Annotated in this window: 23 protein-coding genes and 1 other RNA gene; 6 read left to right on the top strand and 18 right to left on the bottom strand. The window is 37.3% G+C overall.

The annotated features are described in order from the left end of the window. Positions 1-347: 347 nt before the first annotated feature. The 3 genes from JNO66_RS03770 to JNO66_RS03760 all read right to left on the bottom strand — a co-directional run bounded on the left by JNO66_RS03770 (position 348) and on the right by JNO66_RS03760 (position 5,111). Positions 348-2,807: a hypothetical protein gene (locus tag JNO66_RS03770; protein WP_246483156.1), complete on the bottom strand. Its 2,460-nt coding sequence runs from the start codon at positions 2,805-2,807 to the stop codon at positions 348-350. A gap of 419 nt (positions 2,808-3,226) precedes the next feature. Continuing rightward, positions 3,227-4,303 carry a hypothetical protein gene (locus JNO66_RS03765; protein WP_210340758.1) on the bottom strand — a complete coding sequence of 359 codons (1,077 nt, stop codon included), beginning with the start codon at positions 4,301-4,303 and terminating at the stop codon, positions 3,227-3,229. Between the two features lie 100 nt (positions 4,304-4,403). Then, positions 4,404-5,111, bottom strand: coding sequence for a helix-turn-helix domain-containing protein (locus tag JNO66_RS03760; protein ID WP_203086857.1), 708 nt, complete (start codon positions 5,109-5,111; stop codon positions 4,404-4,406). Between the two features lie 172 nt (positions 5,112-5,283). Between JNO66_RS03760 and JNO66_RS03755 the strand changes: the two genes are divergently transcribed. Both JNO66_RS03755 and JNO66_RS03750 read left to right on the top strand, forming a co-directional pair. Beyond that, positions 5,284-5,997, top strand: a complete 714-nt coding sequence (locus JNO66_RS03755; RefSeq protein ID WP_203086856.1) for a hypothetical protein — start codon at positions 5,284-5,286, stop codon at positions 5,995-5,997. A gap of 31 nt (positions 5,998-6,028) precedes the next feature. Further along, positions 6,029-7,468 carry an SEFIR domain-containing protein gene (locus JNO66_RS03750; RefSeq protein WP_203086855.1) on the top strand — a complete coding sequence of 480 codons (1,440 nt, stop codon included), beginning with the start codon at positions 6,029-6,031 and terminating at the stop codon, positions 7,466-7,468. Here JNO66_RS03750 and JNO66_RS03745 read toward each other — a convergent pair. From JNO66_RS03745 to JNO66_RS03685, 13 genes are all read right to left on the bottom strand, one after another. Further along, a complete protein-coding gene (locus tag JNO66_RS03745) occupies positions 7,460-8,245 on the bottom strand; it encodes a winged helix-turn-helix domain-containing protein (protein ID WP_203086854.1) in 786 nt (261 codons plus the stop codon). The genes JNO66_RS03750 and JNO66_RS03745 overlap by 9 nt on opposite strands. Before the next feature lie 209 nt (positions 8,246-8,454). Continuing rightward, positions 8,455-9,363 carry a tyrosine-type recombinase/integrase gene (locus JNO66_RS03740; RefSeq protein ID WP_203086853.1) on the bottom strand — a complete coding sequence of 303 codons (909 nt, stop codon included), beginning with the start codon at positions 9,361-9,363 and terminating at the stop codon, positions 8,455-8,457. A gap of 142 nt (positions 9,364-9,505) precedes the next feature. Further along, positions 9,506-10,648: a THUMP domain-containing class I SAM-dependent RNA methyltransferase gene (locus JNO66_RS03735; protein ID WP_203086852.1), complete on the bottom strand. Its 1,143-nt coding sequence runs from the start codon at positions 10,646-10,648 to the stop codon at positions 9,506-9,508. A gap of 139 nt (positions 10,649-10,787) precedes the next feature. Beyond that, positions 10,788-12,002, bottom strand: a complete 1,215-nt coding sequence (sstT, locus tag JNO66_RS03730) for a serine/threonine transporter SstT (RefSeq protein WP_203086851.1) — start codon at positions 12,000-12,002, stop codon at positions 10,788-10,790. Between the two features lie 183 nt (positions 12,003-12,185). Further along, positions 12,186-12,980, bottom strand: a complete 795-nt coding sequence (locus tag JNO66_RS03725) for an ABC transporter ATP-binding protein (protein WP_203086850.1) — start codon at positions 12,978-12,980, stop codon at positions 12,186-12,188. After that, a complete protein-coding gene (locus tag JNO66_RS03720; protein ID WP_203086849.1) occupies positions 12,964-13,959 on the bottom strand; it encodes an ABC transporter permease in 996 nt (331 codons plus the stop codon). The genes JNO66_RS03725 and JNO66_RS03720 overlap by 17 nt, the downstream gene beginning before the upstream one ends. A gap of 58 nt (positions 13,960-14,017) precedes the next feature. Further along, complete coding sequence (locus JNO66_RS03715; RefSeq protein ID WP_203087492.1) at positions 14,018-15,022, bottom strand: ABC transporter substrate-binding protein; 1,005 nt, start codon at positions 15,020-15,022, stop codon at positions 14,018-14,020. Between the two features lie 184 nt (positions 15,023-15,206). Next, positions 15,207-15,591, bottom strand: an RNA gene (gene rnpB / locus JNO66_RS03710) — RNase P RNA component class B. A gap of 72 nt (positions 15,592-15,663) precedes the next feature. Then, complete coding sequence (locus tag JNO66_RS03705; RefSeq protein WP_203086848.1) at positions 15,664-16,065, bottom strand: reverse transcriptase-like protein; 402 nt, start codon at positions 16,063-16,065, stop codon at positions 15,664-15,666. A 17-nt stretch (positions 16,066-16,082) separates the two neighbouring features. Next, positions 16,083-16,400, bottom strand: coding sequence for a cell division regulator GpsB (gpsB, locus tag JNO66_RS03700; RefSeq protein ID WP_203086847.1), 318 nt, complete (start codon positions 16,398-16,400; stop codon positions 16,083-16,085). Positions 16,401-16,491: 91 nt separating this feature from the next. Beyond that, positions 16,492-17,043, bottom strand: a complete 552-nt coding sequence (locus JNO66_RS03695; protein ID WP_203086846.1) for an SLOG family protein — start codon at positions 17,041-17,043, stop codon at positions 16,492-16,494. 57 nt (positions 17,044-17,100) lie between these two features. Continuing rightward, on the bottom strand, positions 17,101-17,616 hold the full coding sequence (locus JNO66_RS03690; RefSeq protein ID WP_203086845.1) for a spore coat protein: 516 nt from the start codon (positions 17,614-17,616) through the stop codon (positions 17,101-17,103). 221 nt (positions 17,617-17,837) lie between these two features. Then, positions 17,838-19,100 carry a ribonuclease H-like domain-containing protein gene (locus JNO66_RS03685; protein WP_203086844.1) on the bottom strand — a complete coding sequence of 421 codons (1,263 nt, stop codon included), beginning with the start codon at positions 19,098-19,100 and terminating at the stop codon, positions 17,838-17,840. Positions 19,101-19,471: 371 nt separating this feature from the next. Between JNO66_RS03685 and JNO66_RS03680 the strand changes: the two genes are divergently transcribed. From JNO66_RS03680 to phnE (JNO66_RS03665), 4 genes are all read left to right on the top strand, one after another. Further along, positions 19,472-20,434 carry a phosphate/phosphite/phosphonate ABC transporter substrate-binding protein gene (locus JNO66_RS03680; protein ID WP_203086843.1) on the top strand — a complete coding sequence of 321 codons (963 nt, stop codon included), beginning with the start codon at positions 19,472-19,474 and terminating at the stop codon, positions 20,432-20,434. Between the two features lie 109 nt (positions 20,435-20,543). After that, positions 20,544-21,314, top strand: a complete 771-nt coding sequence (gene phnC, locus JNO66_RS03675; RefSeq protein WP_203086842.1) for a phosphonate ABC transporter ATP-binding protein — start codon at positions 20,544-20,546, stop codon at positions 21,312-21,314. Continuing rightward, positions 21,311-22,111 (top strand): phosphonate ABC transporter, permease protein PhnE, encoded by an 801-nt coding sequence (phnE, locus tag JNO66_RS03670; RefSeq protein ID WP_203086841.1) that lies wholly within the window; start codon positions 21,311-21,313, stop codon positions 22,109-22,111. The genes phnC and phnE (JNO66_RS03670) overlap by 4 nt, the downstream gene beginning before the upstream one ends. After that, entirely contained in the window at positions 22,108-22,890 is a 783-nt protein-coding gene (gene phnE / locus JNO66_RS03665; protein ID WP_203086840.1) for a phosphonate ABC transporter, permease protein PhnE, read from the top strand. Before phnE (JNO66_RS03670) ends, phnE (JNO66_RS03665) begins: the two co-directional genes overlap by 4 nt. A 39-nt stretch (positions 22,891-22,929) precedes the next feature. On the opposite strand, the gene JNO66_RS03660 is transcribed toward phnE (JNO66_RS03665), so the two are convergent. Continuing rightward, a complete protein-coding gene (locus tag JNO66_RS03660; RefSeq protein ID WP_373367155.1) occupies positions 22,930-24,510 on the bottom strand; it encodes a bifunctional metallophosphatase/5'-nucleotidase in 1,581 nt (526 codons plus the stop codon). A 25-nt stretch (positions 24,511-24,535) separates the two neighbouring features. After that, the gene (locus tag JNO66_RS03655; protein WP_203086838.1) at positions 24,536-26,818 is read right to left on the bottom strand and encodes a DEAD/DEAH box helicase; all 2,283 of its coding nucleotides are present in this window, start codon (positions 26,816-26,818) and stop codon (positions 24,536-24,538) included. Positions 26,819-26,879 lie beyond the last annotated feature (61 nt).

The following is a 26,879-nucleotide window of genomic DNA, read 5'->3' as shown; positions in this document are numbered from 1 at the left end:
GAAAAAGGACTACGGTAGCTACCCGCAGCCCTCCACAATTAAGTACGCTAGAAATATGGGAGGATGAATCCCACCAAACTGTATCAATTGTTATTGCTTTTCATCTCAAATTGTGATAATTTATAATTACGGTATCGTTTAATAACTTAATTAAAAAGAAGGAAGTAAAATTACCTTTAATTTTGTACTTTGTTCCTCACTTCCTCCTTATAGTCGCATTTCACAATTTTAATTCAGACTCTGAAGACCTTTACTTGCAAGAGTTCTAGGACTTCAATAAAATCAAGCAAAAATTAAAGTCTGAAAAAGCCCTATTTTACTGGCTTTTTCAGACTTTCTTAAATTAACTACTTCTTTATTGAACACTCTTTGCAACAATACTTTTGTCTATTATTTGTCTTCGGCACACGCTTTTGGCATGTGAGACATACTATCTTATCCACGAACTCATTTAACAAGTTTTTGAGCATTACATCTCCAAAGCACTCCCATAATATTCTTTTATTTCGAGAGTTTGAAGTAAACAGCAGTTCAACAAGTGTATTAGTCACTTTGTTTACATTTGGCTCCAGAGCTAATAACTCTTCTTTAATTTTATTAAATACGTAAAGCTTATTATTCCAACCGTTGTCTTCTGATTCAATGCCAGCTTTAATTGACTGGCTCTTTTGTTTGCAGAGTTTATTATATAAAGTGGTAATATCTTCTCTATTCTTGTAGTTAGCTATAGTACTGCTCATAAAATACTTGTAGTTAACCTCGCCAGCGACCTGTTTGAAATTAATACTCTTAGAAGGAATAATGTTACCTATTCTGTTTACAACACAATTGTTCAAATCAGCTACCTTACTTTTCTCTTTATCCTTAGCGTAAACGAAGAAATATGGAACTTTTAACTTAGTAAAACTTTTAATTATTTCATCAACATGCTTTGGCCTTTTGGGTTTAAAAAGAGTCTTTGCGTAATCAATTTCAAAATTCCCCTCCATACATAACCACTTAACAACCTTTAAGTTTGGGTTTTCGCTACTCCAAACTTTTGTTATATCATTGCTAATCCTACCAATGTTAGCTTTAAAAGCGTTCTCTAGACCTGTATATATATTTTCATTGTTAAGCACTTCTGGATCAGCTTTTGCCATCTCATAATAAAGAGGAACAATCCCCTCCATATTACGTTCTGCTACTGTAATTAAGGTTTTATCATTAGTGACTAGGGCTTTATCTCCATCAACATCAAACTGTAACATTTTACTTATAGGGTCGTGGACGCTTGTGTATATACAATTTGTAATAAACCATTTGTCTAGTTCTTCATTTCTGATATTTTGTCTTATTGCATGTTCCCTATATAAATGTGGCGAACGAAGAACATCTAGGTTCTCGTTTTTTTCAAATAGTCGAGTAGATACTTCCCCGTTCTTCAGCAAACCACTTGGCTTACTTTTACCTAATAATAAAAACTCACAAAAAGCATACAAATCTGGAGAGATATAAGTATAATGACCATCAATCAATAACCTTCCTGACTTGGCTTCATTAATTAGCTTTTTTGCCTTGTTGTTGATTACGTTTTTACTATCAGCATCATTTAGAAGTTCGTTGTACGTATAGAGAGCATGTTGATAATTTGTCTTGTATTTATTAGTCTCAGTAGCTCCTAAAACCTCAAGCATAGTTTCTTTATTTGTCTTCAAGCTGTAAATTTGATCCACAGTTTTTTCCGAAAGTGATTTGATTTCATCATCTGTAATGTTCGTCAAAGTTTGAAGCATTTGATATCCTAAATTTGCTTTTTTAAAGTATGTATCTTCTTCATTCATTTTAGCTGCTACAGACTTATACTCTTTAAATTTATTCTTGTAGTCTTCCCAGCTCTCGTAATACTTCCACATTTTGAATTGTGATTTGGTAAAGACGATCTCTATTCTGTCATGCTTGATATCCCATTCCTTATTCCATATATCTTTTATCTTATAATTTCCACATTCTCTTGCAAATTTGTTAAAGTCAAAAGGTACTAACAATCCTTTTATCCAAGGCAGTCTTGTCATGAAGGCGTACTTACTAACTGAAGGTAAAATCATTCCTGCGCCATCAGTATGCTCAATGTTTATAGCCATTTCTTTTTTCTCAGTTATTTCATAAGTATCTCGATCTATAAAATCTACCTTACAATTAAAGTCTGTGGACAAATCATCGACAACAATTGCTTTGTCTATATCAAAGTTAGTCCACTCGGTACTAGCAGAAAATTGCAGAGCCTTATACGCTAAATACTTATTAATATTTGCTCCACCCTGTTTGTTTATAGAATCTACTGTTAAGCCGCACATTAAGGCATCCTTGTGTCGATCCCATAGCTTCTTCTTTATGAATACTGCTTTCTTTGTGCGTATCTGCCCTGCTGAGGAAGAGTAGTATATATATTTTTCATTGTTATGTATAAAGCCATTTGTTATAAGTTGTTTTAAAACTGAATTGTAGTAACTTCTAACTATAATTAGACTTTCATTAGGTTTTCCATTATCTGAAAGCTTTAATGTTCTAGTTAATACACTGTCAAATAAAGAAACAATATTCTTTTCATTAATACTTTCACTTCTTAACTGTCTAGGCTTATTGTCAGCTGAATCAAGCTTTGCTCTAAAATTTGATTTTGACTCAGAAGATTTTTTCTCCTTAAAACTAAGTTTATGCATTTCAAATTCATCATCACTGTAAAAAGTAGAAGTATCTACGCTGTAGATATAAATTTGTTTAGTCAAATCTGATCTTGAGCTAACTTTCTTTGCGACTCTTTTCAATAAACCAACTCCTCATTATTTTATATTTTTAATATCGTTAAAGATTAAGGTCAAATGCTCCGCCTATAAAGCCTAGCGGCGTTTATTGGCGCAATTTTTCTTCCATTACGCTACGCTGCATGTCAAAGCTGAAAAATTTAAGCTACTCAATTTAAGTTTGTTATCTTTTCAATGTGTTCCTTATATTAACTATTACCTTTGGAGACCAATCAACAGATAACAAACTGTTAACTTTCAGATGTGCCACCGTTAATTAGCCCTATGGCAATGGGGAAAACCACCCCATCACCAACGTGCCGAGCGTGTGTTATTGAGGAAAACCACCTCAACAACAACCCTCGTGACATGTTTATTGTGTTGGTAAAAAAATCGTCACTTTTTAAACTTACAAGGGCTAATTTGTTATCATTTCATTGTTCTCACCCGAATAACTCATCCATGCCTGTATCCAACAACTCCAATAACTCATCGTCCAATTTGGTCTCTTGTTCTTGAGCGTCCTTCGTCGGCTTACGGATATCGTCTGCTTGAGGATCAATTAGTAAGTCAATAAGGGTATTAATTTGTTCTATGTAATTCTCTTTCGTGCGGTATTCGTTGTCGTATTCCTTGCCCCAATCAGCTTTGGTCTTTGACTGGCGTACAATAGCGTTATGTTCAAGCTTAACTTTGCTCTCTTTCTGAATTGCGCTCTTTCTAAACTCATTAAATAGGTAGTCTTGCGACCTTTGAAACTTGTACCTTTTTCCAGTAATCATTAAGGCCTCATAAGCCGAGGTAAAATCTGTGTACTGCTTAAAGTAATCTTTGAGCTTCTTGTCGTACTCCATTCCTTTACCTTTCCTCAACACTTCTTGGAAGTTCTTGCAATCAAATATTTCTAATACCTTTTCACGATATTGTATTACCTGTTCTTCTTGTTCCTCTGTTGCAACAGAATGCTTACTATCAGAAATCACTTTAATCTTTGTTTCGTAGCGTAGGATTTTTGAATCGCTTAAGTTATCAAGTACACGCTTTATTGTTTTCTTGAATGACTTAACACTCTGAAGGAAATCATCTATGACCTCTCTTGGAATGTCAGTCACCTTCTCCAAGCCTCTAGGATTCAACTTACATTGACTGTAGTTGAGATTAACTATACCTAGATCCTGTAAAAGTTGATTGTATGTCCTAACCACTGGTTCTTTACTAGACGTGGCCATATAGATTAACGATGCTTGTATATTAGGTGTAAATATAGAATCTCTGTAATCGCCTTTAAATTTCCCTCTATTGTCCACTTTAGGTAGTGGATCGTCTCTTACAGCGACCACTTTAATTACTCTTGGTGCGGATTCATCTAATTCATAATATCGCCTAAGTTCTTTTAGCCTGCCTTCTTTTGTCGTAGGCGAACGACTTTGCGACCAACCCATGTAACGGCAAAGCTCAGGATAGTTCTTAAATTCTTGTCCCCCTTCTAATTTAGTAATAGCAATACTCTCTATCGGCATATATATCAAATACTAACCACCTTTATTTTAATTTTATTACTAGAACGACTTGAGACTAATATATTTATTGCGCAAAGTAACTCACTTATTTTCACCCACACTATTTAATATAATCATTCAATATTTCATTGGTAATAAAGCCTTCATCGAACAAAAGTTTAATGAACGCCTTCTCAAACGAGTCAGGCAAGTCTCCTAAATACTCTTTTGGATTAAAAAAGTCTGCCATAACATCCCAATCATCTGAAGCTTTACCTTGATCAAGCACAAATATTTGAAGAAGTAATTTCAATAAAAACCTCTGTTTATTACCTCTATCCTTGCCAAGTACCTCTAATGTGTTTATTAATAACTTCAGATCAGTATTAAGTTTCAAATCCTCTGTTGAGTTATTATATTCATCACTCTCTATTTTAAATAGCCGTTCAACCTGTTTAGCTATCCACTCTTTACGTTCTAGACTTCTTATTTCTTGCTCAAGCTGCCTAACCATATATTCATTTTGATAGTATGTTCGAGTTTGATTTAACTCCTTTCCTTCATCATTAAAGATAGGTACTTCTTCTCCCTCATCCTCTTGTTGTATAAATCCTTGTTGGACTCTTAAGCGCTCTGACTGAGTTAACTCTTTTTGAAAGAACTCTTCAGGAAGATTAAACATCTCAGAAAGTTTAGGTAAATGCTTTTTACTTATATTCCTCCTTCCTTTTAACCATGAATTCATTGTTTGTCTAGATAACTCAAGCTCACTTGAGACTTGTGAAAATGACTTATTAAAAGTCTTAATTATGTACTCCAAACCAATCATTAGACCCCTCCTTCTCCATTTGTAATACATTGTATTACAAATATATAATAACTGAGAAAGTTTAGCAAGTCTTTTTTGGATTTAATAATACTTATACTTAATTTTTTGTTAAAATATTGATATATAGTAATGATAACGAATTAAAACTGTTATTTTAAGAGGAGCGTTTTAAATGAGCTTAATGACTGAAGAGAGCTTGAAGAGTTGGATTGAGAAAAATGGATTCATAGGTATCGAAGCTAATGCGAACGTTTACGATAATAAAGCTATTGAATTTGAAAGTATTGAAGAATTCTTTTCTTATAGTGCTCACATTGATAAGAAAATTCTTTTTTATAAATACGAGTACGAAAAGAAAAATGATTACGTTGCAAATGATGAGCATATTGAGGATCTGATGGAAGATCAAGATCCTGAACTTCATAACGCTATTAAACTAAAAATTAATAACTACAAAGAACAGGTAAAAACAATTAACTTCAGTAGAGCTACTAGTCTAACTATGTTTTTTATAGATAATGGATTTATGTTTTATCACGTAAATTTCGATAATTACTTTGAAGAAAATGAATTTTATCCATTCGGAGAAGAACTGGTCAAGAATTATGCTGACGATGTATTTGTTGAATTATCAGATGTAGAATTAGACATCTATCATGAAAACAAAGAAAAACGCTTGGCAAAAAATTTAACCACTATTAAGAACGATATCTTAAATCATCCTGAATTTAAGGAATCGACTAATCCTAGTGGCAGAAAAATGTTCTGTAACAGATACATTAAAAATAATCCTAAGTTTGCAAGAATGCTCAGAGAGCAGCAAATTTACATTCACGTCTTAGTTGATAATCTATGGAAAGAGTATAAGGCTAGTTTAAAGAAATAATATAAAATCACATAGTTTGGAGGTACTGTATATGGAAAATCAAAAATTAGTTGAGCCTACAGTTTTTATTAGTTATAGTTGGACATCTAAAGAACATGAGGATTGGGTATTACAACTTGCTACAAGGCTAGTTTCAGTCAGTAGAATAAAAGTGAGATTTGATAAGTGGGATTTAAGGACTGGACAAGATAAATATCACTTTATGGAGTCCATGGTCAAATCTGAAGAAGTAGATAAAGTGTTAATAATTTGCGATTCAGGTTATAAAGAAAAAGCCGATAGTCGCCAAGGTGGCGTGGGAACAGAAACTCAGATATTAACTTCAGAAATCTATAATCAAGTTGATTCAACTAAATTCATCCCTGTACTCGCCGAAAGAACAGAAGAAGGACGAGAAATAATACCTACTTTTATATCTTCAAGGATGTATAGAGATCTTTCAAACGAAGAAACTTTTGAAGATGAGTATGAGCTATTAACCAGAGACATTTTTGAAGTTCCCATGTATCAACGACCTGCACTTGGAAGTTTCCCAAGTTTCTTAACAGATCAAAAAGTTAGCGATTTTCCGATTAAAGAGACCTTAAGAAATATTGATAAAGCAAAATACAGCACTCCGAACAGGATGCCTGGATTAATTAGAAAGTTTAAAGATAATTATTTTTCTACTTTGGAAGAGTACGAAATTAACTACGAACAATTAAGTAGTTCCCCAAACTATGAAATTATAATCGATAAAATTAATGAACTTTCACCTTTGAAAAATGATTTCATTAAATTTATTGAATGCGTTGAAGAAGCTGGTATATTATCAAGCGATGTGATAATTGATTTTTTTGAGGGGCTTTGCACTTTTACAGATATAAAAATAGTTAACAATCAATCAACAAGCCCTTTGCAGTTTGACCATTTCAAGTTTTTTATCAATGAACTTTTCCTTCATACAATTATGCATTTAATTAAGAGTCGTAATTACATAATAATTGGCGAACTCTTACGAAATATTTATTTCATTGAGTTCTTAAGGGAAACTAAAGAGTTTAATTTTACGCAATTTAATTTTCATTGCGATAGTATTTATTATAGAAATCAAAAATTAAGTCTTAATAAAATTTCTTTGCAGGCGAGCTTACTTATGGAAAGAGTAGGACCAGCTAACGAGAAAAAATTAATAGAAGCTGATTTACTATTGTATAACGCTTCAAAGATACTTTTTAATAATGACATGTATTCAGTTTGGTACCCCCGTACAACTGCTTTCGAGTGGAAATCTAGAGAACAAGTTGTTTTCTTCTCAAAGCTCAAGATGAAAAAGCATTTTGAAGATGTTAAGTATATCTTTGATGTTGAAAATGTTGAAGAATTAAAAAAGAAATTAAAAGATATTACTCTAGATAAATCAATAACTGGATTTGGTAACACACCATTATTGACAAACTCGATAAAAATTGAAGAGATTGGATCAATATAACCAGTTCGGAAGGTTATTCACTTCTCGTCTCTTTTCAACGCTCAGATAAGCTTGTACCACCCTGTAAAAGTAACCATAAAAGGACTTCACTCGCTTAACCTTACTTTGGTATACGGTCTCTTTAAATGCTCTCACAATTGAATTTAGATAGCTGCAAGGAGCATTTGATAGCGCTGATTTGCTGTGTGCTACTTCTACCCTTTTCCAAAGTTGAATTGCTTCAGTAGCAGAAAAAAATGGTTTAACTGTCGTTTTAAAGCCTTCTGGAACTATCTCATCAGGAATGAAAGTGGAATCAAGATCATCCAATGTAATTTCCTGTTGAGCCGGTTCCTCTACGTAATCTTTTGTATTTGTTTTAAGAGTAGAAGTTGTTTTATTGGAGTCACATTTTTGCTCTAAATTGGGCTCTTCTTGTGTAACAAAAGGCTGAATTACAATTGCATTGCTTGACTGTAGCATGTCACTCTTTCGCTTCATCTCGTATTGTTTTATTATTCCATATTCTTCTAATTTTTTGCAGCATCGGATCACTGTCATACGACTAATATCAAGCTTTGTAGCTATGGTATTCTTAGACAAGAATGATACACCATAGTACTTACAAGAATGCCTGTGTAGAAGCTTTAGGATAGCTACTGATGATTTAGTTGGCTTAATGGCAGAGTCGCTCAAATAAGCTCTCACGGACTCGTTAAGGGCTTGTACAGATTCGAACGATTGAAGATTGTTGAAAGTCTCAACAGATGAGATGATTGTTATTGCTTGCTTAGTCATTGTAATTGTCTCCTTTGATTAGAAGACGCACTTCGCCCTGCTATCACTTAAAAATAGCATCACCAAATAAAGGTTATAGTGCTTGATTTTTAAGCAAGATGGCATTAAACTAAACTTAACGTATAGAGTTTAACGACTCGATAGAGGCGAACAATTCCCGCATAGAATTGTGCGTCTTTTTTTATTTAGAATTTAATATTCACAGAACTTTATATATCAATAGTATTCAACGGTGAATGCTTCTCATTTTCCTCAACCAAATCATTTCCCCACATACGCCCATACCGCTCTGTCATTGCGATATTTGTGTGTCTCATGAGTTTTTGCACACTATAAGTGGACATCCCTGATCGGATTAGCTTATAGCAAAAGAAATGCCGTAGCTTATGACATGAAAGACTGTAGTCAAAGTCCATTTTTTTATTTAGCTTCTTGAACAGACAACTTATTGCCTCGTCACTTAGCTTGTTTCCAGCAAGAGTACTGAACAGATACTCTGATTTCAGTTCCTTGTAATCACAAAAAATTCGATACTCAGCTAATTCTTTCTCCAATTTGTTTGCGATGGGAACCGACTCAATCTGCTGCTTCTTACCGAAAATCTGAATAGATTTAGCTTGAAAATCAATATCAGACCATCGTATATCAACTAACTCTCTCCTCCTTATTCCAGTACCTACAACTAAAAGTATTAATAGCCTATTACGTGAAGATAAAAAGTCGCCGTTTCGATATCCTTTGTACACGTAGTAATCCACTAATTTCTTGACCTCTTCATCGGTAGGCACTCTAATCCTAGTAATTTCTTTTGATTGCTTTAAACGGTCATAAGGCAATGATTTGATAAGCTCTTCGTCTTTTAGATAGTTGAAAAAGGCTTTAATTGAACGAATTTTATTGTTAATTGTAGATACCTTTCTGTTTTTTTCTTTAAAAGAAAGCAAATATAGTTTGATTGACCTTGCTGTTATTTGCTCAGTGTCGATGATCTCTAAGTTGGAAACGCAAAATAATTCAAATTGGAGTAAGTTTTGTTTATACATTTTGATGGTATAAAACGATAAATTCTTAAAGCTTCGATCATCCAGAAATTCTTTAATCGCATATTTGATCAACAAAAAAGAACACATCCTTTTTTAGTTTTACCTACTCGTTAAGTGAATAGATTATCTAAAAAATAATGTGTTCTTCAGAGTGAAATAGTCAGATATAAGTAGCACTGATTACTTCACATTTCTCAAACCCTTGGTATATTAGGCTTTATCTTTCTTTCCTCGGTGGCCTCGGTCCAAAGTATTGATAGTAATCTGTTTTTAAATTACCGTTATATAATTTACGCTTTTTAGAGGCTTTTTTCCCGTATAACTCCTCAAACTGCTCGTTTGAAGTTAGCATGTAGACTGACCAAGTATCATGTTTACGTAGGGCTTCACCCATTTGCTTATACATGAATTCAACCTCATCTCTTTCCCCGATCCGCTCACCATAAGGAGGATTACCAACAATAATTCCATAGCTACCTTTATGGCTGAAGTCACGTACTTGCATTTGTTTGAACGTGATGAGGTCCGCAAATCCTGCTTCTGCAGAATTATTTTGAGCAAGCTCCACGCTTCGGTGATCAATGTCAGATCCTAAGATGTCGAGCTTTTGATCATAGTTCGCTAAGTCTTCTACTTCTTGTCTTGCAAGATCCCAACGATCCCGACCAATCCAATCCCATTCATCTGATGCAAAGTCACGATTAAACCCTGGAGCTAAGTTCTGCCCGATCATAGCTGCTTCAATTGGAAGCGTGCCTGACCCACAAAATGGATCAGCAAATGGACGATCTGGATTCCAGGTTGTCAATTTAATTAGAGCCGCTGCCAATGTTTCTTTCAGAGGTGCTTCGTTATGAAAATAACGGTAGCCGCGTTTATGGAGACCCTCTCCACTCGTATCAAGCGTAAGTGTCGCTACATCTTTGTGTAAGGCTACTTCAATTCGATAAAGCGGACCATCCTCATCAAACCAGCTTATATTGTGTTTTAATTTCAAGCTCTCAACCACTGCTTTTTTCACAATCGCTTGACAGTCTGGAACACTAAATAGCGTTGACTTTACGGAACGTCCAATGACTGGGAACTCTGCATTAGCAGGAATTAAGTCAGCCCATGGCAGTGCTTTTGTTTTTTCAAATAATTCATCGAACGTAAAGGCTTTAAATTCTCCAACAACTAGTTTTACTCTGTCAGAGGTACGTAGCCATAGGTTGGCACGAGGAATTGCCTGTATATCTGCCATAAAGGTAACTTTTCCATTTTCAACAGTAACATCTTCATATCCTAAGTCTTTCACTTCTTTTGCAACAATTGATTCTAGCCCCATTGTAGCTGTAGCTAGTAATTTCACTTTATTCATTTATTCTAACTCCCTTATGTCTCAAGCTTCCCTCATTATACGGGTTGAGTGGTTTGCTGACAAGGAGCCCATTAACCCTTCAGGCATATCATCTAAAAAAGCGAGTTCCTTTAAGAAGGATTCTCGCTTTTTTAGGAAATTAATGACCTGATAGTCGTTTCTCTCTTGCTTCAGCTGCAGCGGTAAACATCACATCAGTTGATGAATTTAAGGCTGTTTCAGCTGAATCTTGAACAACTCCAATAATAAACCCAATCCCCACGACCTGCATGGCAATATCAGATGGGATTCCAAATAAACTCGCAGCAAGTGGGATTAACAACAAGGACCCGCCTGAGACGCCTGATGCTCCACATGCACTTATTGTCGCCATAAAGGATAAAAGGAGTGCCGTTAACAGATTTACTTGTATGTCTAATGAATGAACGGTTGCGAGCGTTAAGACCGTGATGGTCACAGCCGCACCCGCCATATTAATTGTAGCTCCAAGCGGAATGGCTATTGAATACGTATCTTTGTTCAGTCCAAGCTTTTCACTCAGTTTCATGTTTACAGGAATGTTGGCTGCTGAACTACGAGTAAAGAAGGCTGTTATTCCGCTTTCCCTTAAGCATGTTAAAACAAGAGGGTACGGGTTTTTTCTTGTGAAGCTAAAGACGAATAAGGGATTAACGACTAGGGCAACGATAAACATACACCCTAGTAACAAGGCTAGTAGCTTCCCATATGAAAGAAGCGAACCAAGACCATTTGCTGAAATGGATTCAAATACTAATCCTAAAATCCCAAGTGGGGCAAAACGGATAATCCATTCAACCACTTTTAGCATAACGTTTGATGTATCGTGCAATAATGCTTTCGTTGAATCACCAGCACGACGAAATGCAATTCCAAAAAGGATAGCCCAAGCAAGAATTCCAATAAAATTTGCTTCCGTAACTGCCTTAATTGGATTATCAACGATACTTAAAAGGATGGTTTGTAAAACGTCAACTATTCCCTCAGGCGCTACAAACCCTTCTGGACTATCAACTAAATCCAAACTGACCGGAAACAAGAAACTTGCAAGAACGGCAACTACGGCTGCTGAGAAAGTCCCAACTAAATATAATACGATAATTGATTTCATATTTGTTTTTTTATTTTTTTGATGCTGTGCAATAGAAGAAATAACTAAAAACAATACTAGAACTGGGGCAATTGCTTTTAGAACTCCTACAAATAATGTTCCTAAGATGCTTATAGGAGATGCAATGTCAGGGATGGTTAATGCAAGAACAATCCCTACAAGTAAACCAATGACTATTTGTTTAACTAAGCCAAGCTTGTTCCAAGATAATAAGAATTTTTTCATGTCTGCTCCACTCTCGCTGTAAAATATCTGCCATATGTATAAGACAAGTCCTCTATATAAAGACATCTGTCTTTAACAGGTGTAATTATAAAGTGTTTTTTTGAGGAACACAAGTGTCATTTTAGACCAGTTTAAAATACGACAAAAAAACTCATCCGCAAGAGCGAATGAGTTTTTATCTAATTATCCTAGTACAGCTCGATCACTTTCAATTTGTGTACCGCGAATACGTTTGAACTCAGACAATAACCCTTCAACAGTCATATGCTGTTTTTTAGATTCTGGTACATCTAAGATGATCTTTCCTTGGTCCATCATAATGAGTCGATTCCCTAAATCAATGGCTTGCTGCATATTATGTGTAACCATTAATGTCGTTAATTGATGTCGATCAACAATTTCACGTGTTAAATTCGTGATTAACTCTTGTTTTGATGGATCTAGGGCAGCGGTATGCTCATCGAGTAAAAGAATGCTCGGTTCAGTAAATGTAGCCATTAAAAGAGATAATGCCTGCCTTTCACCACCTGATAGCATACCAACCTTAGCTGATAAACGATTTTCAAGTCCTAGGTGAAGCGTTTCAAGCGACTCTTTAAAAAAAGATTTTCGTTGTTTATTGACACCTGGCTTTAACGTACGTTTACGATTTCTCGAATACGCAATGGCTAAATTCTCTTCAATTGTCATTGTCGGAGCCGTACCTGCCATAGGATCTTGAAAAACCCGGCCAATGAGCGCAGAACGTTTGTATTCCTGATGCTTAATGACTGTTTTCCCATCAATTTGTACATCTCCTTCATCCGGTAACAGAGCTCCAGAGATCACGTTCATTAACGTAGACTTACCAGCACCATTACTTCCAATAATCGTGACGAAGTCTCCTTTTTTTAATTGAAGGTCAATCGTTTGCAATGCCTTTTTTTCATCAGACGTGCCTTCGTTAAATGTAAGGGACACATTACGCAGATTTAGCATGATTTGTGCCTCCTTCCTTTTTAGCCAATCGATGCTTTTGCTTTCGCTTCATACGATCTCGCTGTTTCTCGATAACCTTTGGTGAGATCAATGCAACGATAACGAGAATAGCTGTAATTAACTTCATATCACCCGCTTCAAGAAAATCAACCTTTAATGCGAATGCAACAACAATCCGATAAATAATGGCTCCAAAAATGACGGCTAAGGTTGTCCGAAAGATCGATTTAGTACCAAACAAAGCCTCACCTATAATAACTGAAGCCAACCCGATGATAATCATCCCAATTCCCATACCAGCATCAGCAAATCCACCTTGCTGAGCGATTAATGAACCCGATAACGCGACTAATCCATTTGATAGTCCAAGACCCAATATGATGTAGTGGTCGGTATTCGCTGAAAAGCTACGGATCATCCGCTTGTTATCACCTGTAGCTCGTATTGCAAGACCAACCTCTGTTTTAAGAAAATAATCGGTAATTACTTTGATTACGATGATTAATACAAGCATAACAAACAAAAGTGACCATGTTGACGGTAGCGTTGTTAGTCCAATACCTTCAAAAAAGGAGCGGAATGCTTGGTCTAAGCCAAGCGCATCCCATCTTTCCCGTACCCACGCAAAAACGGTCGGTTCATTTAATAAGGAAACACGAGGCATCCCCATAATACGCAGATTAATTGAATAAAGAGCGATCATCATTAGAATTCCTGCGAGCAATGGGTTAATACTTCCTTTTGTATGAAGAAGCCCTGTTATACAACCAGCTACAAAACCTGCTAAAACGGCAAGTATCGTTGCGGCAAAAGGGTCAACTCCATTCACGATAGATATGGCCGCAACCGCAGCCCCAGTTACAAAACTTCCATCTACTGTTAAGTCCGGGAAATCCAAAATTCGAAACGTTAAATAGACTCCAAGCGCCATAATGGCGTAAATAAATCCAAGCTCTAATGCCCCGTAGAGTGCAAGCATAGTACCACTTCTCCTTTAAACGTAAGACCGACCTATTAAAGAGGTCGGTCTATTCTTATCAATTAGATTCATATGTGTTTGCAGCGTCTTCCCATTCGTCTTTCCATTCAATTCCTTGTGCTTCTGCAGCTTCACGATTGATCACTAAATTAATTTCAGCTGGTGATTGGACTGGTAATTCACTTGGTGATTTATCTTCACTTAAGATCTCTACAGCCATTTCACCAGCCTGATAACCAAGTGTATGAAAATCTACACCGAAAGCTGCAAATGCTCCAGAATCAAGCGATTCAGGATCACTTGCAATCAGCGGTAGGTCACGATCATTCGCAATACCTACAATGGACTCTAAAGCAGAGATGACTGTATTATCCGTGACAAGATAGATTAGATCAGCATCATCAGCAAGCGCCGTTGCTGCGGACTGGACATCTGCAGACGTTGCAACTGTTCGTTCTGTTGTACTTAATGAAGTACCCTCTACTTCACCTTTAATGGCGTCAATTTGAACAACCGAATTTGATTCACCTGCATTATAAACAAGACCAATAGTTGAATCCGGGAAATTCTCTTCTATAAAAGCGATTGTATCACTAATCGCTTCTGGATGAAGATCTCTTACTCCTGTAATTAATTCACCAGGCTCGTCAAGCGCTGTAACAAGACCTGCTTCTACCGGATCTGTGACAGAAGTAAAGACAATGGGAATGTCTTGAGTAGCTTGTAACGCACTAATCGCACTTGGTGTTGAATTAGCAAATATTAAATCTACTCCATCTGAAACGAAGTTTGTAGCTATGGTTGAGGTATTGTTCGGGTCCCCTTGAGCTGACTGAAAAGAGTAGTCAACGTTAATTCCTGCATCTTCTAGTGCATCCTGAAACCCTTTATAAGCTGCATCTAAGGACGGGTGCTCTAAGATTTGAGTGGCGCCAATTGTAAATGACGCTTCTTCTGTATCTTCAGCTCCTCCTGTTCCTTCTTCTTCATTCCCGTTACCACAGGCAGTTAGAGCTAGAATAACAGTTGATGCGGTTACTCCAATACCCCATTTTTTTAGCATCATGATTTCCCCCTCTTTATCTATGTAATTCCTCTTTATGTTAATTGAATTTTCAGAACAAGTAAACAAAAATTTACATGCATAGACGTGTTTATGCATTAAAGGGGTCAAACAAATTAAAAAAATCCCACATAAGGGATTTTTTACACGTATGATTAGTTAATCAGTCAAACATCGTTAAGCACTCGATAAGCCATGTTCTGTTCCATTGTACTGCAAGCGGTGATGAGCCTCGTACGCTGGTGGTGACCATCTATCTACAGGAGTAACTCCTGTCCTTCTGATTTTGTTTGATTCCAAATCAGAAAATGCCCCTACCTATTTTTGGGTTTCTCGCTCGAGGGGTTTACCTCGTTCCACTCCATTTGTTTCCAAATGGACTCCGTCACTGTGGCACTTTCAAGGAGTGTTTACCATATCCACAAAGACTTAGGCAATTCTCCTGCCGTTAGCCAGTTACCTGACTACCCTAGCTTATGAATTGGCTAGGCACGAACACTACGGGCATCTCAGCCCGTGCGAGCATGGACTTTCCTCTATGCATTGCTACACAGCGGCCACCTGAATGCTTAACTTAAACCTGATACGCAAACGCGCTTATCTAATATAGCTTGTTTCGGGATGAAACGCAAGTTTTGTTTTCATCTGTTCTTCTTTTGAAGCAAAATTCCTTGTTTGGCCAGGCGATCAGCATTTCCATTTAACTTACTTGGCACCCATTTAAGATAAAAGGATTCGAATTGACCGATAAGAGTTAAAGCTTCATCTAGGTACGGTTTATAAAGAGGGTTCCTCACATGTTGCCTTTCAACCGCGTCATCAATTAGTTGCGAATCTGTACGAAAAGAGACATGTTCTAGCTTTAACTCTAAACAACGTTTGAGAGCAAAAAGAAAGGCTTCATATTCGGCTTCATGATTGGACATGGCTGAAAGCGGTATTGCATGCTCTTCAACCTTTCCATTTTTAAAGTTAATAAAAATTCCAGCTCCCGATAGACCAGGATTACCGGAACTCGCTCCATCAAAATAAACATCAATCATTATGGAGCCTCCTTCAGTTATTCGTACATCTTACTTCCAAATACTTTTTTCTCTAGATTCGAAAGGCGCTGCAGAATATCATAATTCGTATTATTTGATGAAGGGGATGAGCTTGATGCTTGTCTTACAGGTCTTTCTTGTAATTTCTTGTTTTCTTGACGAAGCTGCTGTAACTCAAGCTCAAGCGCTTCAACCTTCTTTTCATAAAGCTCATAATCTTGAATAATCGAATCCAAAAATTTGTCTACCTCGTCTGGGTTATACCCTCTCATGCTTGTTTTAAAGTCTTTATTCAAAATTTCTTTTGCTGAATGTTTAATCTCTTGATTGTTCATTCAAATCACCCCTGCTTTTTTCTTTACTGTATTATCTCACTTATATTTTTTCAAAAGTCCCGTCAAAAGTCAATTTTGTTTCTGTTGGCTTTTACCAGTCCATTTCTTCTTCTCTTCTAGCATCCTCAATATCCTCTGGTGTTAAATAAAAAATAGGATAGTCGGCTACACTATTTTGTTTTTTTAGAGCTGGCTCTAAATAAAATTTTGGAGTTCCTGGTTGATCATGGTCATAGAGAACAAGTAGTGCATCGGATTTTTCGATTAAAAAATCGTTTTTTAGTCGTAGTTGTGACGGACTCTCATACGCTCGATTTGTAATAGGTTTCACAAAGTCAGCTTGATTTAATACTTCACGATATCTTTCCTTGGACTCTTCTTTCCATTGAGCTTCTTGCTCTAGAAACGGTGGTAAGACAGCCACTTTTAATTCCGGATACAATTTCTTTAATTCGTATGCACATTCAGCAGCCCATAACTCTACACCAGGCTGACCACTAATCATAATCCATTCGATTCCTTCTTCTATTAATGGAATATATCTTTTCTGTAACGCTTTTTTTATGTATGTGATACCGATGTGTTTATGATCAAAAATCCCTAACTCATGGGGTTTATAACCTGTAACAAGTAACGTCTTCATATCAACCTCCTAAAAAAGACGGGCCCCTAAGGACCCGATTCGTACCATTACACTAGTTTATCGTTTTTTACCTGATTGTGCACCCATTACTGGCCAGTTAGGCATGTTGTTTTGTGCGCCCATTACTGGCATGTTGCTCTGCGCTCCCATTACCGGCATGTTGCTTTGCGCTCCCATTACCGGCATATTGCTCTGTGCTCCCATTACTGGCATATTGCTCTGCGCACCCATTACTGGCATATTGCTTTGTGCTCCCATTACTGGCATATTGCTTTGTGCTCCCATTACTGGGTTGTTAGCCATGAATTGTTGGTTGCTCACATTTTGATGGTTAGCTTCAGTGTGTGGGCAGCTGTGTACATGCTTATACACATGATTTGTTACGTAATCAGTGTGAGTTGGATGAACCTCAGGAACGATATACTCACACGTTTTCTCCACCACACTATGTTTCGTTGGATGAATGATCGCAGGCATCATTTTTGTTGTAGTAGGCTTCTGAGTGAAAGCAGGTAACGTCGGGCAAGGGTTAAATGATTGACAAGGTTTACAGTGTTTTTTCTTTCCATACATAGGATTAGTGCCTCCTTTATATTTAGAATCACTAATAACCTATGTTCATGTCACTATATGTGTACTAGTTGTATGACCTATTTTAGGTGAATCTCTTTGGAAGGCTTTAAACCAGGACCCTAATTAATCAAAATTCTACAGCTTCAAACATATTTCTCATCTTAACTGTACAAAAGATGCTGAAATATGAGTGTTTATGCGCTTCCCCAGGAAATGATTCATTATTTTCTTAGCTTTGATTCCAATCGATTCATACGCTTTGTAAGATCTAATTGAAGCTTAGATCGTTTCTTAATTGAAACTGATGATAATTCATTTAGTGCAATTCGAGTAAAATCAATAGCGCTTAAAAGATCTTTTTCTGAGTGCTCCATCATTTTCGCGCATTCAAGAGCAGCCTCAGTGACTCTATATTCTAAATCAATGGATTGTTGATAATAGGTCAGTGCCTCACGCAGCTTTTTTTGTTTTTTTAATAGTTCCGCATATTCAAATATACTCTTAGAGACAATATCCCCTCTAGAACTCAACATTCCTCTTTTTAAAAAACGAGTCGCTGGCTCTATTTCACCAAGTGATGCATACCAACGTCCGAGCTCATAACTCTCTGATTCGTTAGAAAGCTCGTCAGGATGATCAGTTAGTTTAAAAGAAAGCTTACAATATAGAGTAATTAAAGATAAAAGATCCCACTCGTGGTGCTTTAACACACCTTCCATCAAAGTTGGATCTTGTTCTTTTACAAAGTCAAAATATAGCATGGGTACAAGGTAACTTGGTGTGTCATGTTTACGAGCAAAATTCAATTTATGTTCTTCGACTATCGGTAGCTTGCAAGATGGCAATTCTTGACTCCATAATCGTCTAGCAGCATGTAGCAAATCAAAATGTCCAAAAGCAGGCAACTTTGGCACCTGGTCTCGAACAAACGTATGGCGAGTTTTTACCTGGGGCCAATCAAAGGCTTTTCCATTATACGTAACAAGATGACTTAAGTTATCAACCTCACTTAAAAAATAATAATATAGGGCAGCTTCGGATTCTGGACCAGGTAATAAATATTGTTTTACGTATACCCCGTCTGACTTTACTTGAGCATAGCCAAGTAAAAAAATATGATGCCCTGCCCCGGTGTATAGTCCTGTTGTTTCCGTATCAAAAAAAATCAATTGATCTGGTTCTACATCCACTGCTGAAAGTGGATGATTAATGTTTCCTTGTTTCCATAGTGAACAAGCCTCAAAGAGTTGATCAAACGTGTACTTACCATGCAGATCCGTTAAAGGATAAACGATTTCTCTAGCGATTACATATTGTTCATCAAGCCTCTTTATCCTAGCACCGAATGCCTGCCATTGATGGTCTATCTCACTCGAAGGGGAAGACTCTTTTTCTCCCCTGCTTTTCTCTTTAAGAGATGAATCACTTTTCTCTTCAATCCCTGTATGACCTTTTAACCGACTAAGCTTTGAACGAATATTCATTGTAAAACCTCGCTAATCGTTTATGTCCCTCCATTATAGCGAATGTTTGTTTGCTTATCTACATTTTCTCTTTCACACATTTTTCAATAATGATAGAGATTGATAAATTTTATTACAAAAGTTATTGTCTTATAATTTAGACATTGTATAATAAACTGGTACGAGTTGTTAGACCTTTAATAAGAGAAATGACTATTTGAATCTATACTTTTTTCAGGAGGATATAGTTCTATAGGAGGGAAGTAGGATCCTGAGTCTATAATCTAATCATCACTCTATCATTTACGAAACTTTTACATGTTTTTAATAATGCTCTGTTATAATGATGTTTGTTTGCTAATCTTATACATATTATTAGGGGGTCTATTTTAATGAAAAAACATTTGTTTGGTACTGGATTAACATTTACTCTAGCAGCTGCACTTCTTGCAGGCTGTGGTAGTGGTGATTCTGACAACGAAGAAACAGCAATTGGTGGTAATGAAGAAGGTACTGAAGAATCAACAGGCTATGTTCCTGAAGAACTAAAAGTTCAATTTGTTCCTTCTCAAAATGCTGATTCTCTTGAAGCAAAAGCTAAACCGCTTGAAGATCTTCTTGAGGCAGAGCTTAATATTCCAGTTACAGTAAGTGTTTCAACTGACTACAACACGATTGTAGAAGCGATGGCTTCTGAGCAAGTTGATGTAGGGTTTCTTCCTCCAACTGCATATGTGTTAGCAGAAGAGCGTGGAGCTGCAGAAGTTATCCTTCAGTCTCAACGTTATGGAGTAAATGATGAAGATGGTTCTCCTACAGATGAATTAGTAGACTTCTACAAGTCTCAAATTATCGTGAAAAAGGATTCTGGTATTAAAAGTATTGAAGATCTAAAAGGTAAAAAGATGGGTTACCAAAGTGTAACGTCTTCTGCCGGTTATGTATGGCCAGCAGCTGTATTGATTGATGCTGGACTTGACCCACTTACAGACGTTGAGCCTGTTACATTAAAAGGACATGACCTAGCGATCGTTTCTCTACTAAATGGTGATGTTGATGCAGCTGCAACGTTCCAAGATGCGCGTAACGTTGTTAAAGGTGACTACCCTACTGTTTTTGAAGACACTGAAATCCTTGAATTTACAGAACCAATTCCAAACGACACAATCGCTGTTCTCCCTGGCATGGATGAAGAATGGAAAGAAAAAATCCAACAAGCGTTTATTGCAATTGGTAAAGATGATGAAGGTCGAGAAATCATCAAAGACGTTTACACACACGAAGGCTATGTAGAGTCGGATGATAGCAACTTTGAAACCGTTCGCGAGTATAACGAAAAAGTTAAAACAGAGTAGTTTGTACTGAGTCGTCAAGTAGAAGTAACTGTATGTTAGTGGCTGGTGGTTCCGTACCATGCGGAATCACCGGCCTTTTACGATTCCTAATAGAAGGTAGGATTTATCAATGATCGAATTTAAAAATGTTTCAAAAGTATACCCAAATGGAACAAAAGGCCTTAATAATATGAATGTAACTATTGAAAAGGGCGAGTTCGTTGTGATTGTTGGTTTATCAGGTGCAGGGAAATCGACGATGCTCCGCTCTATTAACCGATTACATGAAATTTCTGAAGGTGAAATCTTAATCGATGGAGAGTCTATTACTAAAGCTAAAGGTAAGGGCTTATATCGAATTAGACGTGATATCGGCATGATCTTTCAAAACTTTAACCTAGTAAGAAGATCTTCTGTTTTTCGTAATGTTTTATCAGGGCGTGTTGGCTATCACTCTACATTAAAAATGATTTTTGGTCTTTTTCCTAAAGAAGACAAAGATCTTGCTATGAAAGCATTAGAGCGTGTGAATATACCTGATAAAGCCTTCTCAAGAGCAGATGAACTATCTGGAGGTCAACAGCAGCGTGTATCCATTGCGCGAGCGTTGGCCCAAGAAGCAAAAATTATTTTAGCGGATGAGCCTGTCGCTTCACTTGATCCATTAACAACAAAGCAAGTGATGGATGACTTAAAACGTATTAATGAAGACTTAGGAATTACGACAATTGTTAATTTACACTTTATTGATTTAGCTAGAGCGTATGCAACACGTATTATCGGTTTAAGAGCTGGTGAAATTGTTTTTGATGGTCCAGTAGAAGAAGCGACAGACGAAGCATTTGCCGAGATTTACGGTCGTCCAATTGACGACAAAGAAATGCTAGGTGTAAATGCATGAGTACATCCTCTTCAAAAACAAAATCTACTTCACCTTATCGGCAGAAAAAAACCAAGCAAGCTTTCTCTGCCATACTAATACTAGCGATCCTATGGTATAGCGGACATGTAGTTGGGTTTTCATTCTCTGATCTTCAAAAAGGTGCTCCAAATATGTGGGACCTTGTAAAGGAAATGATCCCTCCAGATTGGGCTTACTTTACTCGTATAACCGAACCAATTCTTGAAACCATTCGGATGGCCGTTCTTGGAACGACATTTGGTGCAATCCTTGCGATGCCACTTGCTCTCCTTGCAGCAAGAAATGTCTTAAAAACACCGTTTATTAATGTACCTGCACGTTGGTTACTTAATTTGATTCGTACCATTCCCGATTTATTACTAGCTGCAATCTTTGTTGCGATTTTTGGTATTGGTGCTTTTTCCGGTGTCCTTGCGTTAATTGGATTTTCACTTGGGATTATCGGTAAGCTGATCTATGAGTCTATTGAAGGAATTGACGAGGGGCCACTTGAAGCCATGCGTGCAGTAGGTGCGAATCAGATTAAATTAGTGATGTTCGGCGTTATCCCTCAAGTAACCGCTCAATTTTTATCGTTTAGTCTCTATTCGTTTGAGGTAAATGTACGAGCAGCTGCTGTACTTGGTCTAGTAGGAGCAGGTGGAATTGGTTTGTATTATGACCAAGCACTCGGATTCTTTGATTACGCTAGAGTGTCCACTATTATTCTATATACCTTGATTGTTGTACTGATTATTGACTTTATCAGTACGTCTCTAAGGGAGAAATTATCATGAACCCACAAAAGAAAAAGATCTTTACACGTTTTGTTGTTATCATTATTCTCATGCTCATCTACATTTGGGCATTTGCCGGTTTACCTACGATTGAAGTTAAAGAAACGTCGAGCCAACTTGTTCGTGCGATTTTTGAAGGGTTGTTTAGTCCTGATTGGGACTATGTATATGATCCTGCTGGTGAGGATCTATTACGTAAACTCCTTGAAACATTAGCGATTGCGATTCTTGGAACATTTATTGCGGCTGTCTTTTGCATTCCACTTGCCTTTTTAGCCGCTCGGAATATTGTAAAATCTCGTGTAATTTCACAGTTTGGTAAATTTGTCCTTAGCTTCATTCGTGTGTTCCCGGATATTATCTTCGCATTAATCTTCATTAAAGCAGTAGGACCAGGTTCTTTCTCCGGGGTATTAGCTCTTGGAATTGGTTCAATTGGGATGCTCGGGAAGCTATTTTCTGATGATGTAGAAAGTGTAAATTTAAGTACAACAGAAGCATTAATTGCAACTGGTGCAAACCCAATTAAAACATTGTGGTTCGCGGTTGTACCGCAGATTTTACCAAGTTATTTAAATTTCGTTATGTATCGATTTGAAGTAAATATTCGAGCAGCCTCCATCCTTGGGATTATCGGTGCCGGGGGAATTGGTACGCCTCTTATATTTGCCTTACAAGTACGTGACTGGGAGCGTGTAGGGGTTATCCTGCTAGGCATTATCGTGATGATCACCCTCGTTGATTTTATCTCAGGTAAAATCAGAGCAAAGCTCGTTTAATAGAAAAAGCAGATCCAACTAGCGGATCTGCTTTTTTATTTACTTCCAATTAACTTTCCAGTTATGATTCACATTTGATGAAATGGTCTTGTACCTCTGGACATATTGTATAATTAAGTCAGTCATATCATCCTGCATTTCCCGTACAACTGGCTTGTCTTTGAACATGCTGTATTCTCCACCACCGCTTGCACGATAGTTGCTCATGACCACTTCATACGTTTGATCACCTTTAATCGGTTTGCCGCTCGCGTCCTCTAATTGAACCACTCGTTCACCCTCGGGGTTCCTAAGATCAATCGTATAGTTGATCCCTTCCCACATATCGTAGTTATAATGCTGTGGTTTTGGATATAAGAAATCAGGGTTAATCTCAGGCTCCCCTTCCGTTAGCATAAAATACCTTGCACTACGTTCAAGTGCCGCTTTTAGATCATATCCTGAAACCTCAAGGACCTTTAATGTATTTGGGTAGATATAATTAGACATGACATCTCGAATGGTAATGGTATCAGGAAATCCTTTAGATGTATTATCAAAAAGTGCTGTACTTGAAATCGCTGTTTGAGAAGCTTCCATTTGAACCTTATTGATAAATTCAATAAAAGGATGCTCTTTTAATCGAACATGAAAGGCATCATCAATTTGCAAGCTACCCTCTACAAATCCAATGGGTTCATCTAGCCAATCTTGAACTTCTTGCTCAATTTCTTTTGTGGCTTCAACTACTTCAGAGTCAGCTTCTGTATCTGACAATTCTACTAACTCAGTATGTACGCTGCTAATCGTCCAGCAATTCTCTTGCTTTTCTAATTGAATCGTTGCTTTTCCTACCGTTGAACCAAAACTTCCTGGTTGCAAGATAGCTACATCGCCGCACGTACCTGTCAGTAAACGGTGCTGATGACCTGTTAATAATAAATCAATTCCATCAACTTCATGACAAAGAGCATAGCCTTGATTTTCTCCAGTTTCTTTTTCCTCGGGTTCTCCATTTACTGGATTTCGTTCGAATCCTCCGTGATAAGAAACTATTAACACATCAGGCTGTTCGTGTTCTCGGATATATGGAACCCATTTTTTAGCGGTATCAACACAGTCCTTAAAGATAAGTCCTTCAATGTGATTTGGGTCCTCCCAATTCGGGATATACTGAGTCGTCAGCCCAAGCAAAGCAACCTTAGCTCCCTCAAACTCTTTTACTAGATAAGGTGTGCCGAAATAACACTCCCCTGTTTCACTATTTAAGATATTGGCAGCAAGCCAAGGAAAAGAAGAATCTTTTACTGCTTGATTTAATGTTTGGATTCCAAAATTAAACTCATGGTTACCCATGATCGCTGCATCATACCCTACTATATTAGCCGCACGAATAAGAGGATGCTGTTTGCTGTTATCCCTTTTAGAAACATATGTTGTAAGTGGTGTTCCCTGAATGAGATCCCCATTGTCTATGACAAATAGATGTGAGTTCTGCTCGCGCTCTTTTTTAAGTAACGTATTAATTTTAGCTAAACCAAGTGGGAGATCGTCCTCTGTACGGTACCTGTGAGGCATAATGTGACCATGAACATCACTCGTTTCAAAAACATTGATTTGAAGATTGTTATTCATATTAATCTCTCCTGTATGGTAAGTAGTGGATTTAATAAGGATCTGTCAACCATTCCTTAAGTAACTGCTTAACTAATTGTTTCGTGTTTAGTGGGGGAACTTGGTTTTCTGCACCTACACATGAAGGACAGCCTGATTGGCACATACAAGATGAGATAAGCTCATCTACATGCTGTAGAACAGAATCAATTTTTTGGTAGATTTCTTTTGAGAGACCAATGCCTCCTGGATACCGATCGTAGATAAACACAGTGGGCTGTTCAGAATGATCCGCTTTAATTTGCGGAACCACATGAATATCAGCTCGGTCACACATAGCAAATACAGGGCACACCGCTCCCAATACATGAGCAAGTCCCATAAGGGCAGCTTCAAGAGCAGCCTCGCCATATTGATTTACTAACGATGGCGCAAAGCTAATCCACATCCCTTGTGAATGAAGCTCTTCTTCAGAAAGGTGAATGGGTCCTGAGCCGATATTTTCAAATGTACTCATACGAATTTTTTTGAAAATGGTCGCTTTGGCGTTAACCATGACATCTCCAAGCGAGAGACTTGTTGTATCACGTGACTTTTGATCGTCCTCTTCTAAAACCGTTAACTTCACTGCAAGATTGGCATCTGTGTAGTATTCAACAGAAACCTCTCTAACAAAAGCTTTTCTCTCGTCCCAATCAAGATATTCAACCTGGTACTGTACACCTTGATGAAGATAGATGGCTTCATCATGCAGCAAGGTCATCGCACTAAACCGGTCCATTTCACCAATCACTGTATGGTTCGTGACATCACTTTGATCGATGATCACTACATTTTCTTGGGAGGCAGAACGAAGACTTATACCGTGTGCCGGAAACGCATCATTCATCCAATACCACTTATCGGCACGTTCATGTAAGACGTGATGTTCTGCAAGATAATCTAAAATTTCTTCTATTTCAACGCCATCAAACGTTTCGCCTTGTTTAAATGGAAGCTCATAAGCCGCACATTTTAAATGATCAATTAAAATCATTAAATTATTCGGGTTTAATCGGGCTGATTCAGGAGATCGCTCAAAGAACGCTTCTGGATGACCGATAATGTACTGATCAATTGGTGTGGAACCTGCCACCATGATAATGACTGATTCGTTTTGTCTTCTTCCAGCTCTTCCTGCCTGCTGCCAAGCAGATGCAATAGAACCAGGGTAGCCTGTCATTAAGCAAACCTGTAATTGTCCAATATCTACACCAAGCTCTAATGCATTTGTACTTACTACTCCAAGAATCTCACCATTACGTAAGCCTTTTTCAATCTCTCTACGCTGCTTTGGTAAATAACCACCACGATATCCTCGAATCGTATCTGGACCAAAGCGTTTTTTTATTAATTCTTGTAAGTGGCTCAAGATTACTTCAACTCGCACCCTGCTGCGAGCAAATACGATGGTTTGAATACCATTTGTTAAAAAACGTTTGGCTAGCTCATTCACCTCAACCGTTGCACTCCGGCGAATATTTAGAGGTTCATTTACAATTGGAGGATTATAAAAGATAAAATGCTTCTTGCCTCTAGGCGCTCCATTATTATCAATTAAGCGCATTTGCTTTCCTGTTAACTCCGAAGCTAGCTCTTTTGGATTAGCAATCGTTGCAGATGTGCAGATGAACGTTGGATCTGCCCCGTAATACGCAGCTATTCGCTTTAGTCGTCTAATTACATTCGCTACATGACTACCAAAAACACCTCGGTACGTGTGTAATTCATCAATAATCACATATTCTAAGTTCTCAAAAAAAGAAACCCACTTTGTATGATGAGGTAAAATAGCCGAATGAAGCATATCCGGATTTGTTATAACAACATGTCCTGCTTTTCTTACTGCCTGTCTAATAGACGGGGCCGTATCACCATCATATGTAAAACAGCGAATAGGCACATCCATCTCTTCAATTAGTTCATTTATTTCACTCATCTGATCTTGAGCTAATGCTTTTGTTGGAAAAATATATAGAGCTCTGCTCTCATGTTTTTCAGAGATCTTTTGTAATACAGGTAAATTATAACATAAGGTCTTACCCGAAGCCGTAGGCGTGACAGCTACAATGTTTTCACCTTTTCTTGTAGCTGTATATGCAGCCTCCTGGTGAGTATATAACTCTCCAATTCCTCTACGTTGCAGAGCTTGAACAAGCTTTTCGTTCATATCCTGAGGAAACGCTTTTGTTTTAGCGTCTACTGCTTCTAGTTCGTGCCAGTGCACAATTTGTTCCCTAAAAGAAGGATTTTCTTTAAGGTCACGTACAATTTGCTGTAAACTTTCCTTAAACATACATGCACCCCTAATCATCTTCTCACTCTATTGTAGCGAATGTTTGTTTGTTTTACTATAG

Origin of the sequence: Alkalicoccobacillus gibsonii, from assembly GCF_016798245.1 — a bacterium.
Lineage (GTDB): Bacteria > Bacillota > Bacilli > Bacillales > Bacillaceae_D > Alkalicoccobacillus > Alkalicoccobacillus gibsonii.
This window is presented reverse-complemented; position numbering and strand designations above follow the sequence as displayed.